This window comes from Microbacterium sp. P03 (assembly GCF_043556235.1).
GTDB lineage: Bacteria > Actinomycetota > Actinomycetes > Actinomycetales > Microbacteriaceae > Microbacterium.
Map to the genome: position 1 here is coordinate 1432048 of NZ_JBIGIM010000001.1, position 14717 is coordinate 1446764.

At 70.6% G+C, this 14717-nt stretch carries 13 protein-coding genes; 7 read left to right on the forward strand and 6 right to left on the reverse strand.

Translation table 11 applies throughout. From position 1 onward, the window contains the following. Positions 1-44: 44 nt before the first annotated feature. Positions 45-764 carry an alpha/beta fold hydrolase gene (locus tag ACFXOO_RS06905; protein WP_378839778.1) on the forward strand — a complete coding sequence of 240 codons (720 nt, stop codon included), beginning with the start codon at positions 45-47 and terminating at the stop codon, positions 762-764. 112 nt (positions 765-876) lie between these two features. After that, a complete protein-coding gene (gene rpsT / locus ACFXOO_RS06910) occupies positions 877-1137 on the forward strand; it encodes a 30S ribosomal protein S20 (RefSeq protein WP_378839781.1) in 261 nt (86 codons plus the stop codon). A 112-nt stretch (positions 1138-1249) separates the two neighbouring features. Here rpsT and holA read toward each other — a convergent pair whose 3' ends face one another. The 5 genes from holA to ACFXOO_RS06935 all read right to left on the reverse strand — a co-directional run bounded on the left by holA (position 1250) and on the right by ACFXOO_RS06935 (position 9451). Next, a complete protein-coding gene (gene holA / locus ACFXOO_RS06915; RefSeq protein ID WP_378839783.1) occupies positions 1250-2191 on the reverse strand; it encodes a DNA polymerase III subunit delta in 942 nt (313 codons plus the stop codon). Beyond that, positions 2131-4755, reverse strand: coding sequence for a ComEC/Rec2 family competence protein (locus ACFXOO_RS06920; RefSeq protein ID WP_394563112.1), 2625 nt, complete (start codon positions 4753-4755; stop codon positions 2131-2133). The genes holA and ACFXOO_RS06920 overlap by 61 nt, the downstream gene beginning before the upstream one ends. After that, positions 4752-5384 (reverse strand): helix-hairpin-helix domain-containing protein, encoded by a 633-nt coding sequence (locus ACFXOO_RS06925; protein ID WP_378850356.1) that lies wholly within the window; start codon positions 5382-5384, stop codon positions 4752-4754. The genes ACFXOO_RS06920 and ACFXOO_RS06925 overlap by 4 nt, the downstream gene beginning before the upstream one ends. Positions 5385-5477: 93 nt before the next feature. Beyond that, on the reverse strand, positions 5478-8060 hold the full coding sequence (gene leuS, locus ACFXOO_RS06930) for a leucine--tRNA ligase (RefSeq protein WP_378850353.1): 2583 nt from the start codon (positions 8058-8060) through the stop codon (positions 5478-5480). A gap of 68 nt (positions 8061-8128) precedes the next feature. Further along, positions 8129-9451: an anthranilate synthase component I family protein gene (locus ACFXOO_RS06935; protein WP_394563114.1), complete on the reverse strand. Its 1323-nt coding sequence runs from the start codon at positions 9449-9451 to the stop codon at positions 8129-8131. A gap of 42 nt (positions 9452-9493) precedes the next feature. Between ACFXOO_RS06935 and ACFXOO_RS06940 the strand changes: the two genes are divergently transcribed. The 5 genes from ACFXOO_RS06940 (at position 9494) to ACFXOO_RS06960 (ending at position 13706) form a co-directional block, all read left to right on the forward strand. After that, a complete protein-coding gene (locus ACFXOO_RS06940) occupies positions 9494-10180 on the forward strand; it encodes a DedA family protein (protein ID WP_394563115.1) in 687 nt (228 codons plus the stop codon). A gap of 12 nt (positions 10181-10192) precedes the next feature. Further along, a complete protein-coding gene (locus ACFXOO_RS06945; RefSeq protein ID WP_378839800.1) occupies positions 10193-11248 on the forward strand; it encodes an App1 family protein in 1056 nt (351 codons plus the stop codon). 65 nt (positions 11249-11313) lie between these two features. Beyond that, on the forward strand, positions 11314-12024 hold the full coding sequence (locus ACFXOO_RS06950) for an SOS response-associated peptidase (RefSeq protein ID WP_394563116.1): 711 nt from the start codon (positions 11314-11316) through the stop codon (positions 12022-12024). Between the two features lie 78 nt (positions 12025-12102). Continuing rightward, positions 12103-12945, forward strand: coding sequence for a 3-methyladenine DNA glycosylase (locus ACFXOO_RS06955; protein ID WP_378851297.1), 843 nt, complete (start codon positions 12103-12105; stop codon positions 12943-12945). Between the two features lie 104 nt (positions 12946-13049). Next, positions 13050-13706 carry a DUF805 domain-containing protein gene (locus tag ACFXOO_RS06960; RefSeq protein WP_378850345.1) on the forward strand — a complete coding sequence of 219 codons (657 nt, stop codon included), beginning with the start codon at positions 13050-13052 and terminating at the stop codon, positions 13704-13706. Positions 13707-13734: 28 nt separating this feature from the next. Here ACFXOO_RS06960 and ACFXOO_RS06965 read toward each other — a convergent pair whose 3' ends face one another. Further along, entirely contained in the window at positions 13735-14700 is a 966-nt protein-coding gene (locus ACFXOO_RS06965) for an alpha/beta fold hydrolase (RefSeq protein ID WP_378839809.1), read from the reverse strand. Positions 14701-14717 lie beyond the last annotated feature (17 nt).

Here is a 14717-nt window from a genome sequence, read left to right on the forward strand (position 1 = left end):
TCGTCCCCGCGCCTGGACGACCGTGCTCTCGTACGCTGGAGAGCATGGTCGTCCAGGTCGTCCTCGTTCACGGCATCCGCACATCGGCGAGCATGTGGCGCACCCAGGTCGAGTACCTCTCCGCGCGCGGCAACCCGGTGACCGCCGTCGACCTCCCCGGCCACGGCACGCGCATGGCGGAGGAGTTCACCCTCGAGGGGGCGTTCTCGACCATCGACGAGGCGGTGCGGCGCGCCGCCTCCGAGGGGCCCGTGCTGCTGGCCGCGCACTCGATGGGCGGGCTGCTGTCGATCGAGTACGTGGGTCGGGAGGACCCGCCGCCGGTCGCGGGCTTCATCGCGGCATCCTGCACCGCCATTCCGCGGGGTGTCGGACTCGCCACGTACCGGATGCTCGCGCGTCGGTTCGACTCCTTGCCCGACCGCGGGATGTGGCTGACCGAGCGGATGCTGGCGCGCACCCTGCCCGAGGAGACCCGTGCCGACTTCGGGGCGGGCGGGTATGCCTTCGACGCGCAGGATGTCGCACTGCAGAGCCTGTCCGTGCTCGACCTGCTCGCCGCTCTTCGCCGCATCGACGTGCCGCTCTGGTTCGTCAACGGGCAGTTCGACCAGTTGCGGGCGAACGAGCGACTCTTCACCCAGGTCGCTCCCCGGGCCGAGCTGATCGTCGTCCCCCGCACCACGCATCTGGTCACCGCCATGCGCCCGCGGGTGTTCAACGCGCTCCTCGGCCTCGCGCTCACGACCCTCGAATCGACCTGATAGACTCGGTGTTTGACTTGCGTGTGGGTGTATCCCGCACGACCGCCGCGCGGCATCCCTCTCGTGCTCACCGGCAACCTACCGAACATTCCTCTCACGAAAGATTCCACACGTGGCGAACATCAAGTCGCAGATCAAGCGCAACAAGACCAACGCGAAGGCGAACGAGCGCAACAAGGCGGTCAAGAGCCAGCTCCGCACCGAGGTGCGTCGCACCCGTGAGGCCGTCGCGGCCGGCGACAAGGCCGCTGCCGAGAAGGCTCTGGCCACGGCGTCCAAGAAGCTCGACAAGGCCGTGAGCAAGGGCGTCATCCACGAGAACCAGGCGGCGAACCGCAAGTCGGCCATCGCCAAGCAGGTCGCGTCGCTCTAGCCGACGCGCTGCATCTTCGCAGCCGAGCCCGTCCCCTCGCCGGGGCGGGCTTTTCTGCGTGGGCCGAGTGGTGTCGACGGCGCACCTCAGCCGGCGTCGAAGCACCGAGGACCTACCCGCCGAACGGCTCCCGCGTCGCGATCACGGTCACGAGCCGTTCCAGCGCGAAGATCGGGTCGCGAGATGCTCCCTTGACCTCGGCATCCGCCCTTGCGGCGGCCTGGATCGCGAGGCCGAGAGTGCCGTCGGTCCATCCCGACAGGTCACGTCGGGCGCGATCGACCTGCCAATCCTTCATGCCGAGCCGCGCAGCGAGGGCGCCGGACGGCTCGCGGTTGCCCGCCACGCGGGCCATCGTGCGCAGCTTCGACGCGATCGCCGCCACCATGGGCACCGGGTCCGCGCCGGACGCGAGAGCGTGCCGAAGAGCCACGAGAGCGTCGCCGTAACGCCCCGCGATCGCCGTGTCGGCGACCGTGAACGCCGACGTCTCGACGCGGCCGCCGTAGTAACGGGCCACGACCTGCTCGCTGATGTCGCCCGCCACATCGGCGATGAGCTGCTGGCATGCGGCGGCGAGCTCGGTCAGATCGTCGGCGAACGCCGAGACCAGCGCCCGCAACGCGGGGGACGCGATGCGCACTCCCGCGCTCTTGAACTCGCCCGCCGCGAAATCGAACCGGTCGGAGTCGCGCTTGACCGCCGCGCACGGCACCTCGATGCCGCCTCCCTGACCCCCGCGGACGGCGTCGAGCAGCTTCTTGCCCCGCACGCTCGATCCGGTGTGCCGCAGGACGACGGTGGCGCCGTCCTGCGGGTTCGCGAGGTAGCCGATCGCTTCGGCGAGGAAGGTGTCGCTACACTTCTCGACGCCCGACACACGCACCAGCCGCGGCTCACCGAACAGCGACGGCGACGTCACCGTGAGCAGGGTGCCGGCGACGTAGTCGTCAGCGCGCACGTCGGTCACCTCGAGACTGGCGTCCTCAGCTCTCAGATACTCCCGGATCGCGGCGGTGGCGCGTTCGGCCAGCACCTCTTCCGGCCCGGACACCAGCACGATGGGAGCGGGCTGCGGAGCCCGCCAGGACACCTGCGGGATCGCGCTGCGCGCCCTGGCCGCGGGGGCGCGTCGTGGGGTGGCCATTCCCCCAGCCTACCGACGGGTCCCGACACGGGAGGACTGCGCTCGCGCCAGAGCGTGACCCCGTCAGGGGTCGGCCAGACCGCCAGCAATCCGCTGAGATCCGTGCGGGCGACGGTCATCCGCCCCTGCTCGAGGAAAGCGAGGGTCTCGGCGCGCGGGTGTCCGTAACTGTTGTCCGCACCCACCGACACGAGGGCGACGGATGCCTCGATCTCTGCGTACAGCGCGGGCTCCTGGTCGGCGCTGCCGTGGTGGGCGACCTTGACGACCTCGTACGGCGGCGCGAGCACGTCCGACGCGAGCAGCGCACGCTGAGCGGATGCGCCGAGGTCACCGAGGTAGACCGACGTGGGCACGCGCCCGCCCCGCACGTCGACGATCACTCCGGCATCGTTGCCCGGCGGGAACGCCGTGTTCTGCGGCCGCGGCCAGAGCACCCGCCAGCGGGCCTCGCCCAGCATCCCCGTCATCCCGGCGGACACCTCGACGATCCGCGCTCCGTCCTCGGCCAGCTGCGCGAGCATCCGTGCGTCGGCGGGCTCGCCGACCGGGCCGTGCAGCACGATGTCGACCCGTCCTGAGAGCACACGCACTCCCCCGGCGTGGTCGAGGTCGAAGTGTGTGAGCACGAGCAGATCGACGCGACCGATGCCCGCGCGCGCAAGGCAGTCCTCGAGCGCGGCGGGCTCAGGACCGGTGTCGACCAGCGCCACACGGGTGTCCGAACGAATCAGCACCGCGTCGCCCTGCCCGACGTCGCACGCGAGGATCGCCCAGCCCGACGGCAGGGTCCACCGGCCGGCGACGCTGCCCAGCGTCGCCGTGCCCCCGACGATCCCCACCACGACGGCCACGAGGGCGGCGGCCGCGACCTGCACTCGACGTGCGCGGAGTCCGTCGGCCGCAGCGCGTCGTCGAGTGAGCAGCCCGACACAGACGCCGACCATCGCGAGCGCGGCGACCCCCCACCACCCTTCGATCCACGGCACCGCGTTCCCCGGCAGCGCTGACATCACTTCGGCGGTGGCCGCTATCCAGGCGGCCGGCACCCAGGCGAGCGCGGCGAGCCCGGACGCCAGCAGGGGGAAGGCACCCGCCAGACACGCGGCGAGCCCCACGATCGTCGCGACCGGCGCGGCGGGCGCGGCGACGAGGTTCGCCAGGACCCCGTAGAGGGGCACCACCGGGGTGATCAGCACGAGCAGCGGACCGCAGGCCAGTTGAGCGGCGAGCGGCACGGAGAGGACGAAGGCGAGGGAACGAGGCATCCATCGCTCCAATCCCGCGGCGAGGGGACGCGCGAACAGGAGCAGCGACGCCGTCGCCGTCGCCGACAGCGCGAACCCCAGCGACCAGGCCAGCCACGGGTCGCCGACCAGGAGCACCGTCACCGCGAGCGCCAGCACCGAGATGCCCGATCCGGTGCGGCCGAGCTGCACGGCGAGCATCGCGATGGCCGCCATCGCACCCGCCCGCACCACGCTCGGCTCGGGTGTCACCAGCAGGACGAAGCCGATGAGCGCCGTGAGCCCGGCACAGACACGCATCCAGCGCCGGGCGCCGGCCAGCGCCGCAAGCGCGAAGGCGAGTCCGACCACGATCGCGCAGTTCGCTCCCGACACCGCGGTGAGGTGAGAGAGGCTCGATGCCTTCATCGCGACGTCCAGAGCCGGATCGACCGCGCTCGTGTCCCCCACGGCGAGACCCGGGACGAGGCCGCCGCCCGGCTGCGGGAGCGTGGCGCTGACGCGCACCAATCCGCGCCGGAGGTCCGATGCGACCGCCCAGACGCCGCGGGGGGCCGAGACGACCGACACGCCCCGCGAGGCGGTCACCTCGAGGGCCGCCCGGTCTCCTTGCCGCGACGCACGAGCCGTGCCCCGCACCTCGACGAACGAGCCCACGTCGAGCGCGGCGATCCCGTCGACGTCGGCGGGCGCGACACGGACGGCGATGCCGACCGCCACCGGGTGTACCTCGCGGCCGACCGCGATCCGTATGGCGTCGACGTCGAACGTGAGGCGGCCGTCGGCTCGCGGTTCGACCTTGCTCGTGATCGTGCCCGACACCGCCATCGCGCGACCCCCGTCCACGGCGATGTCGAGTGCCGCCGCTCGGGCAGGCAGGACGACGGCGACATGGGATGCCGCGGCCGCCGCACCCGCCAGCGAAACGACCAGCAGGACGGGCCAGACACCCCCGGCTCCGCCCACGCCGGCGCGCCGTCCGCGTACGCCGCGGCGGACCAGGATCCCCAGCACCCCCACCACGGCGCACCACAGTCCCCCCGCGACGGCGGGCGCGGCATCCGGCACCCCCGTCGTGAGGAACGCGCTCCCCGCGCACGCCGCGGCCACCGGCAGGAGGCGCAACCGGCGCGCCCAGACGCGCAGCGCATCCGCAGCGGGTGATACCGCCGGGTCTTGCGACGGTGCGCGCGCAGACGCGGCGGGCCTGGCGTCGCCGTTCACACCGTGACCAGCTCGCGCAGGCTCTCGAGCATCTTGTCCCCGATACCGGGCACGGCCAGCAGGTCTTCCACGCTCGTGAATCGGCCGTTGGTCTCGCGCCATTCCAGGATGCGCCTGGCCATGGCCGGGCCGATGCGGGGCAGGGTGTCCAGGGCGGCCTCATCGGCGGTGTTGAGGTTCACGCGACCGTCGGTCGCGATCGCACCCGATGTCTCCCCCTCGTCCGCGGCCCCGGCGGCGCGCTGGTCACCGAGAGCAGGCACGGCGAGCTGCTCGCCGTCCGACACCGGCCTGGCGAGGTTCACCCCGGTGGGGTCGGCGGCGTCGGTGAATCCCCCGGCGGCGGCGATGACGTCGATCACGCGCGCTCCGCCGTCCAGGACGTAGAGGCCCGGATCGACCACAGCCCCGAACACGTGCACGTAGAGGGGCGCTGCGGATGCCGCAGCCCCGCCGTCCCCCTCGTCGATGACCGCGCCGGGCGTGACGGACTCCGTCGGCGCCATCGCACCCCGGAGGACGCCGATGCCCACGGTGACGGCGAGTGCGAGGAGCACGACCACGATCGCCGCACCCACCCCGAGTCTTCGGGGTCGCGACGCGGGCGCCGCCTCCAGGACCGAGGTCATCCCGCCAGGCTAGGCAGCGCCACCCTCGCGTCCCTCGCGCTCGAGCCGGTCCCGGGGAGTACCGGGGAACTGCTCGAGTTGTGGAGGAGGGGCTTACTTCGTGCTGAAGCTGACGACCTTGGGCGCTCGGACGACCGCTCGGACGACCTCACGGTCGCCGAGCGAGCGGAGGATGCGCTGGTCCGCCCGTGCGAGTGCTTCGAGCTCGGCGCCGTCGATGCGCGCCGGCACGGTGAAGGTGGCGCGCACCTTGCCGTCGACCTGGACGACGGCCGTCACGGACTCCTCGACCAGGAGGGTCGGGTCGGGCTGACGCCACGGGACGAGGCCGACGAAGGGCGCGTACCCGAGGATCTCCCACATCTCCTCCGCGGTGTGCGGGGCGAAGAGATCGAGGATCATCGCGGTGACTTCGGCCGCCTCGCGGACGGCGGGGTCGGTCGGGCCCGCACCGGAGTCGATCACCTTGCGTGTCGCGTTCACCAGCTCCATGAGGCGGGCGACGACGACGTTGAACTTCGTCTGCTCGACGAGGCCGGGTGCGTCGGCGAGCAGGCGGTGCGTGACGCGTCGAAGCGCCTCGTCACCTTCGGCCCACACGACATCGGTGCTGCTGTCGACGTCCTTGGCCACACGCCACGCCCGCGCGAGGAACTTCTGCGCCCCCGCGGTCGAGACGTCCTCCCAGTTGATGTCGTCCTCGACGGGGCCGGCGAATGCGATCGCCACGCGCACGGCGTCGGCACCGGGATCGACCATGCTGGCGGCGAACTCGACGAGGTTGCCCTTGCTCTTGGACATCTTCGAGCCGTCCAGAAGCACCATGCCCTGGTTGATGAGGCTCGAGAAGGGCTCGGTGAAGTCCACCAGACCGATGTCGAACAGCACCTTGGTGATGAAGCGCGCGTAGAGCAGGTGCAGGATCGCATGCTCGACACCACCGATGTATGAGTCGACCGGTGCCCATTTGTCGGCCTGGCGGGTCGAGAACGCCTCGTTCGCATCACCCGGCGAAAGGAACCGCAGGAAGTACCACGAGCTGTCCACGAACGTGTCCATCGTGTCGGGGTCGCGCAGGGCGGGCTCGCCCGTCTCGGGGTCGACGGTCTGCATCCATTCGACCGCGCCCCCGAGGGGTGACGTCCCCTTCGGCGTGAGATCGAGACCGTCGGCGTCGGGCAGCGTCAGCGGGAGCTGGTCCGCCGGCACCGGCAGGATGCGCCCGTCCGCCGTGTGGATCATCGGGATCGGCGTGCCCCAGAAGCGCTGCCGGGAGATCAGCCAGTCGCGGAGGCGGTAAGTCTTGGCCGCGCGGCCGGTGCCCGCCGCCTGGAGACGCTCGATCGCACGCGCGATCGCGTTGCGCTTGGACAGACCGTCGAGCGGACCGGAGTTGATCATCCGCCCCTCGCCGACGAGGGCGACCCCCGTCTTGGCAGGGTCGATGGTGTCGAGCCCGCCGTCGGGCATGATCGGATCGCCATTGTCGTCGAGCTCGATCACGGGGATCGCGCCGGTCACGGGCGCGGTGGTGTCGACGACCACGCGGACCGGAAGATCGAAGGCGCGCGCGAAGTCGAGATCGCGCTGATCGTGGGCGGGAACCGCCATCACGGCACCGTGCCCGTAGTCGGCGAGCACGTAGTCCGCCGCCCAGATGGGCAGACGCTCCCCGTTCAGCGGGTTGATCGCGTATCGCTCGAGGAAGACGCCCGTCTTCGGCCGGTCCGTCGCCTGACGATCGATCTCGGTCACCTTCTGCACGCCCTCCAGGTACTCCTGGAAGCGCTCGCGAGCGGGAGCGGATGCTCCGGCGGCGAGTTCTGCGGCGAGGTCGGAGTCGGGTGCCACGACGAAGAACGTCGCGCCGGCGAGCGTGTCGGGCCGCGTCGAGAAGACCGTCACCTTCTCGTCCCGGCCCTCGATCTCGAAGTCGATGTCGGCGCCGACCGAGCGCCCGATCCAGTTGCGCTGCATCCGGATCACCTTCGACGGCCATGATCCCTCGAGCTGATTGAGGTCGTCCAGGAGGCGATCCGCGTACTCGGTGATGCGGAAGTACCACTGCGTGAGCTTCTTCTTGACTACGACCGTGCCACAGCGTTCGCAGCGACCGTCGACGACCTGCTCGTTCGCGAGCACCGTCTGGTCGTGCGGGCACCAGTTGACAGGGCTGTCCTTGCGATACGCGAGACCGCGTTCGTGCAGCGTCTGGAAGAGCCACTGGTTCCAGCGGTAGTAGTCCGCATCGCTGGTGTGGAGCACGCGGCTCCAGTCGTACGACGTCCCGAAGTTCTTCAGGCTCGACTTCTGCTGGTCGATGTTGCGGTACGTCCACTCGCGCGGCTCGACACCACGTTGGATCGCCGCGTTCTCCGCCGGAAGCCCGAACGAGTCCCAGCCGATCGGGTTGAGGACGTTGTACCCGCGGTGACGCCAGAACCGGGCCACGACGTCGACGTACGCGTAGTTCTCGGCGTGGCCCATGTGCATGTCGCCCGACGGGTAGGGGAACATCCCCAGCACGTACTTGCGCGGGCGGGTGTCCTCCTCGCCGGCCGCGCGGAACGGGTCCTGCTCCTGCCACCGCTGCTGCCACTTCACCTGCACCGCGTGCACGTCGTACACGCCGCCGTCGGGACTGGGAGCGGGGGGAGACGAGGTGGTTTGCGACACAGGACGACCAATCGTGATGAGCAGGGGGATGCGCCGGGCGCACCCTTCAGGTTACCCGAATCGCCGTTTCACCAGCCCCGCGGCAGCCCCGCGCCGACAGCGGCGAGCGGCCCCCGCGCCTTCACGCCGACCTCGGCGACCTCGTCCGCCGCGTCGGACAACCAGGTGATGCCGCCACCCGCGCCGACATACGCGCCGGCCGCCGACGTCACGATCGAGCGGATGACCATCGCGAGGTCGAGGTCGCCGTCCACGCCGATCCATCCGTAGCAGCCTGCGAACACCCCGCGCTCCGCGCCTTCGAGGCGACGCAGGATCGTCATGGCCGACAGCTTCGGAACCCCCGTCATGCTGCCCGCGGGGAACGTGGCATCCCACAGCCGCCCCACGGTCGTGCCCTCCCGCAGATCGCCCTCCACCGTGCTCACGAGTTGATGCACAGCGGGGTAGCTCTCCACCGCCAGCAGTCCGGTGGCCGCCACCGTCGACGGCTCGCACACCTGCGAGAGGTCGTTGCGCATCAGATCGACGATCATGACGTTCTCGGCGCGCTCCTTCTCACTAGCCAGCAGCTCCGCCGACAGGCGGACGTCGGACGCGGCGTCCGTCCCTCGCGGGCGCGTCCCCTTGATCGGCCGCGTCCGCACGTGCCCGTCGTGGACCTGCAGGAACTGTTCCGGGCTCGCGCTGGCTAGAGCAAACGGCGCGCTGCGCACCAGGCCCCCATGATGCGCGGGCGTGGCCGAGCGAAGCCTTCCATAGGCGTCGATCGCATCGACGCGGCCGTCGATCTCGAACCTCGTCGTCAAGCACAGCTGATAGGCGTCGCCAGCGCGGATCGCGTCGCGGCACCGCTGCACCAGATCGGCGTAGTCGGCGGGTGTGTGGCGGGCTCGGGCCTGCACCGGCGGTCCGGCATCCGCCGCCCCGATCACGGCTGCGGATCCGGCGAGCGCCCACCCCTGAACCTCCAGGGCGAAGCCGTCCAGCTCGTCCGGCGGCGCGACCACCCAGAGTCGCCGGCGCGCATGATCGACCGAGACGAACCGCGTCACCCGCAGCCAGAGATCCTGCGGGACACCGTCCTGGATCGGGGGCGCGGAGACACCGGCGCGGGCGGCACCGTCGTCGTAGCCGTGCCAGCCCACCCACCCTCCCGCGAACGGCCCCCACGGGCGCTCCTCGCGGCCCGCTCCCCGCGCACAGAGAACGTCGCGGACGACGGACGGGTCGCGTTCGGGAGCCCCGATCCCGAGCCAGCTCCAGCCGGCCGTGGCGTCCGGTCCGGCATCCAGCCAGAAGGCATGCGGATGCTGCGCCGGGCCTCCTGCGAACAGCTGAGCGGGATCGACCCAGGCGGGCAGGAGGAGGGCTGCCGAAGGTGCGGGCACCTTCCCAGGCTAGAGGGCGCGCCAGGTTCTAGGCTCGGCTCCGTGAACGAGTTCCTCACGTGGCTGCTCGACGTCGTTCAGAACGTCGACCCGCTCGTGCGCACGCTCGTCGCCGGTGCGGCGATCCTCCTCGAGACGAGCGTGCTGATCGGACTCGTGTTCCCCGGGGACACCATCGTCATCGTCGCCGGCACCGCGGTCGCCTCCCCCCTGGAAGGCGTGCTGCTCGGCATCGCCGTGCTGGTGGGGGCCCTGATCGGCGAGAGCATCGGGTTCTTCCTCGGGCGATATCTCGGCCCGTACATCCGTCGCTCGTGGGTCGGTCGCAAGATCGGCGACGCGAGCTGGAGACGTTCGGAACGCTATCTGCAGCGACGCGGCGGACCGGCGATCTTCCTCTCCCGCTTCCTGCCGGTCCTGCACTCGCTCGTCCCGCTCACCGTCGGCATGAGCGGCTTCACCTATCGACGCTTCCTCGCGTGGACCGCACCGGCCTGTGCGATCTGGGCCACCCTCTACATCTCCGTGGCGGCAGCCGCCGCCGGCACCTACCGAGAGCTCGCCGACCGCCTGCACTACGCCGGATACATCTTCGTCGGCGTCATCGTGATCTTCCTCGTCCTCGTCGTGATCGGCAAGAAGGTCATCGAGCGGGTCGAGCGTCGGCACCTGGCCGAGGAACCTCTCGTCGATCCGCCCGCGGACCCCTCGACGCCATCCCAGTCGTGAAAGACTGAGGCAATGGCCGACACATCTTCCCGACCGCCTCGCGTGAAGATGCTGCTGATCGCGCGGTGGGAGTACCGCTTCCACTCCTGGCGGGAACGCCGGGCGCGGGCGCGGGGGCTGACGCCCACCGTCACGCCCTTCCCCGGATACGGGAGCGTGGACTGGGTGCGCGTCCTCGGTCGCGTGCTGATCGTCCCGCCGGCCCGTCAGCGCGAGGGCGGCGACTACGCCAGCGTGCGCGGATGGCGCAGCTTCGCTGCGGTGCCGGTCGGCTACGCGCAGGTCGCCATCACGGTCGACGGTGCGACGCACGACGTGGTCGCCGACCGCGGCGGCGTCATCGACGTCGTCCTCCCCGCCGCCCTGGCCTCGGGGTGGCAGAAGCTCACCATGACGGTTGAGGGCGGAGAGCCGATCGAGACCCGCGTGTTCATCGTCGGAGCCGACGTGCGCTTCGGGGTCGTCTCCGACGTCGATGACACCGTCATGGTCACCGCACTCCCGCGGCCGTTCGTCGCCGCGTGGAACTCGTTCGTCGTGGACGAGCATGCCCGCCAGCCCGTGCCGGGCATGGCCGTGCTGATGGAGCGCCTCGTGCGGCAGCATCCGGGCTCCCCCGTCGTCTACCTCTCGACCGGGGCATGGAACATCGCGCCCACGCTGCTGCGCTTCTTCCATCGTCACCTGTACCCCGAGGGCTCGGTCCTCCTGACGGACTGGGGCCCGACGCACGACCGGTGGTTCCGGAGCGGCCGCGAGCACAAACTCACCAACCTGCAGCGGCTCGCCGAGGAGTTCCCGCAGGTGCGTTGGCTCCTCATCGGTGACGATGGGCAGGAAGACGACTCGATCTACACGGCGTTCACGAACGAGCACCCCGAACGCGTGGCCGCCGTCGCCATTCGCCGGCTCTCCCCCGCGGAGGCCGTTCTGGCCGGTGGCCGCACGGTGGTCGACGACCACGAAGCCGCGGGAGTGCCGTGGGTGACCGGTCCGGACGGCGCCGGCCTCGTCGAGCGCCTGCGGGACGTGGGCGTCATCGCGCGGGGTCGGTCCGACCAGGCCTGACCCCCGGCCGCGATCGCGGAGCGGTCGGCGAGCTCGACGTCGCAGGTCCCCCGTACGCTGGAAGCATGTGCGGTCGTTTCGTCGTTGCGAATGTCGGTTCCGAGCTCGTCGGAGTACTCAGGGTGGACGTCGAGGGTGATGACCTGCCGCAGCCCTCGTACAACGTCGCCCCGACCGATGCGGCGGCCATCGTGCTCGACTCCGCCAAGACCGAGCCCCCGACGCGGCGCCTCGAGTCCGCGCGCTGGGGACTCGTGCCGTCGTGGGCGAAGGACCCCTCGATCGGCTCCCGAGCCTTCAACGCCCGGTCTGAAGAGCTCGAAGACAAGAAGATGTTCCGCTCGGCCCTCGAGAAGCGTCGGGCCGTGGTGCCGGTGTCGGGCTACTACGAGTGGAAGAAGGTGGGCGATGAGAAGGTGCCGCACTACATCCACCCCGGTGACGACTCGCCGATGTTCCTCGCGGGTCTCTACGAGTGGTGGAAGAACCCGGCACTCGCTGACGACGATCCCGCGCGGTGGCTGCTGAGCTTCACGATCCTCACCCGCGACGCGATCGGCCACCTCGGGTCGATCCACGACCGCATGCCGCTGTTCCTCGATCCTGATTTCGCCGACGCGTGGCTCGACCCCACGATCGAGAACGTCGGCGACATCCTCGACGCGGCCGTCGACGCGGCACCCGATGTCGCCGAGACACTCACCGACCACGTCGTCGGAAAAGCCGCCGGTAACGTGCGCAACAACGGCGCCGAGTTGATCGAACCCGTGGGATGACATGACGGTGGGCACGATGTTCACCCGCACGGTGCCACGGACGGCCCGCCTCCGCGGACGTCGCCGGCGGCGACGGTGCTGACGGCTCGCGAGTGGCGCGAGCTCGAGGCTGCACATCACGTGCGCGCCGATGCCCTCACCGCCGACCACCGCGCGCGTGCGTCGCGCCAGGAGAAGCATCCGATCGAGGACTTCCTCTTCACCTACTACGGCTACAAGCCCGCCGTGCTCCGGCGATGGCATCCGGGTACGGGGGTGGAGCTGGCGGATGCCGCGACCGAGCCGCGTGCGGCGTGGCGATGGTATCGATCCGGGCCGACGCCCGGAAGCCTCGTGGTCGACGCGGATCGATTCCACCGCGAGCGCACCACCCAGGTGGAGCTCATCGACCGGATCCTCGCACGCACCGCCGCGCGACCGGGCAGCTTCGGGTGCTTCGGTCTGCACGAGTGGGCGATGGTCTACCGTCAGCCCGAGCATCGTCACGACGTGCCCCTCCGCCTCGGTCGGCGCGCCACGGATGAGGTCGTGGACACGCACGAACTGCGGTGCACCCACTTCGACGCCTTCCGGTTCTTCACGCCTGAGGCCGAGCCGCGCAACCGGGCCGTGCTGACCCGGTCCGACCAGCCCGAGTCCGAGCAGCCCGGCTGCCTGCACGCCGGCATGGACGTGTACAAGTGGGCCGTCAAGCTGTCGCCGCTCGTTCCCGGCGACCTCCTCCTGGACGCCTACGAGCTCGCACGGGACATCCGCCGCGTCGACATGCAGGCATCGCCCTACGACATGAGGGCGTGGGGGGCGGAGCCGCTCCGGATCGAGACGCCCGAGGGGAAGGCCGAATACGTCCGACGTCAGCGCGCGTTCGCAGCGAGGTCCAACGCGCTGCGGGCGCGCGTGCGGGAGTCCATCGCTCGCTGACGTCACGCTCTCCGGCACCGCGCGACGCACGGGGTTCGGATGCGGGGCTCGGTCGATGTGGGTGATGGGCCACAATGGGGTGTCCGCACCGAAGGAGACCTCCCATGTCGACGCCCGCCTCGCCGCCCGCCGGCTGGTACCCCGACCCGCAGGACGATCACCGCGAGCGCTGGTGGAACGGCCTCGCGTGGACGGCCTCGACGAGGGCGCCGGAGCCCGACGCGATCGCTGCTCTCACGCCGGCCGTGGACGTCTCCGCGCCGATGCAGACCGCTCGCGAGCCGTACGCTCCGGCTCCCGCCCATCCGATGTCCGCGCCCGGGGTGGTGTACCCCTACGTTGGCAGTCAGACCGTGCAACCGTACGGGCAGGTCCGGCCTAACGACGCGTGGGCATACGGTGCCCCGCCCGTGCAGGGGATGGGAAGCGCGATCACGTCGGTGTTCCGCCACTACGTCGACTTCAGCGGGCGGGCGGGTCGCCCGGAGTTCTGGTACTGGTACCTGTTCAACGCCATCCTGACGATCGGCACCATCCTGCTCTTCGTGATCGGGATCCTGCTGCCCCCGGTCATCTGGCTCGGCATCCTCGCCTACCTCGCGCTCGCGCTCTGGGGACTCGTGGTGTTCCTCCCCACCCTGGCGCTCGAGGTGCGGCGTCTGCGTGATGCGGCGCTGCCCTGGCCGCTCATCTTCCTCGCGGTCGTGCCGTTCGGCAGCCTCGTGCTGATCGCCCTGTGGTGTCAGCCGAGCAAGGCCTGAGCAGTCCGCAGAGCCTGGGCGCCCTCGGTCATCGTGGGGCGTAGGCGCGCCACAGGATGCGGGCGTGCTCGCGCTTGGCATGGGCGACGCCTTCTTCGTCGCGTCGGAGCGCGTACACCCACTCCATCGCCCGGGTGAGCGTCGCGCCCAGCAGCATCCGCACATCGCGATGGCGTGCCGGCGGGACCTCGGCCTCCTCGTTCGACATGCGTCCGCGCGCGGCGACCTCGCCGTCCACGTGCCGCTGCGCGAGCTTGGCGACGCCGACCGCGTGACCGTGGATGATCGAATGCGCCGCGCCTTCGATCTCCCACCGCCGAGCGTCACGGGCGCGGGCGACCAGACGCGAGTGGAACCGGCGCGGGGAACTCCGGTCGAACTCACCGCGGATGAGGAGCAGTTCGGCCGACACGTGGTGCACCCGGTCGGAGATCCGGTAGCGCAGCATGTGCGGGAGCACCGAGAGGAAGTACACCGTGCCGCACAGGAGGTAGGCCGAGACGGCGATCACCGCCAGGTGGATGGTCTCGTGGAGCGCCGACTGGATGAATCGGACGGCCTGCGTGAACGCTCCCGCCTCGGCTTCGTTGATGACGGGGCTCACCAGGATCGCGTGAGTGAGCTCCGGACGGCGGATGAGCACCTCGGTGACGACCTGACTGCCCATCGAATGCCCGATGAGGACCGGGTTCTGGAGATGGTAGCGGTCGAGGACCGCCTCGACCTGATCTGCGAAGTACTCGATCGTGGGTTCTTCGTGCGCCCTCGACATCCCCGCGAAGCCCGGCATGTCGAGGGCGTACACGTCCTCGCGGAGCGCCAGAGTCGGGGCCAGGAGCTCGAAGTACGTCGATGCGACGCCGATGCCGGCCACCAGCACGAACGGACGCGTACTGCCCGATGAGGTCGTCGAAACCCTGGTGACACGTGTCGTGGAATCCCCGTTGCGCACGTGCTCCACCGCGACGTCGAGGGGAGGACTCTCATCTGGCACCTCCCCAGGATGCCATC

Coding starts and splice junctions, on each gene's coding strand:
- ACFXOO_RS06925 (WP_378850356.1), bottom strand. CDS start 5,384: ATGACCTCGGTCCTGGAGGCGGCGCCCGCGTCGCGACCCCGAAGACTC.
- ACFXOO_RS06950 (WP_394563116.1), top strand. CDS start 11,314: ATGTGCGGTCGTTTCGTCGTTGCGAATGTCGGTTCCGAGCTCGTCGGA.
- ACFXOO_RS06960 (WP_378850345.1), top strand. CDS start 13,050: ATGTCGACGCCCGCCTCGCCGCCCGCCGGCTGGTACCCCGACCCGCAG.
- ACFXOO_RS06945 (WP_378839800.1), top strand. CDS start 10,193: ATGGCCGACACATCTTCCCGACCGCCTCGCGTGAAGATGCTGCTGATC.
- ACFXOO_RS06905 (WP_378839778.1), top strand. CDS start 45: ATGGTCGTCCAGGTCGTCCTCGTTCACGGCATCCGCACATCGGCGAGC.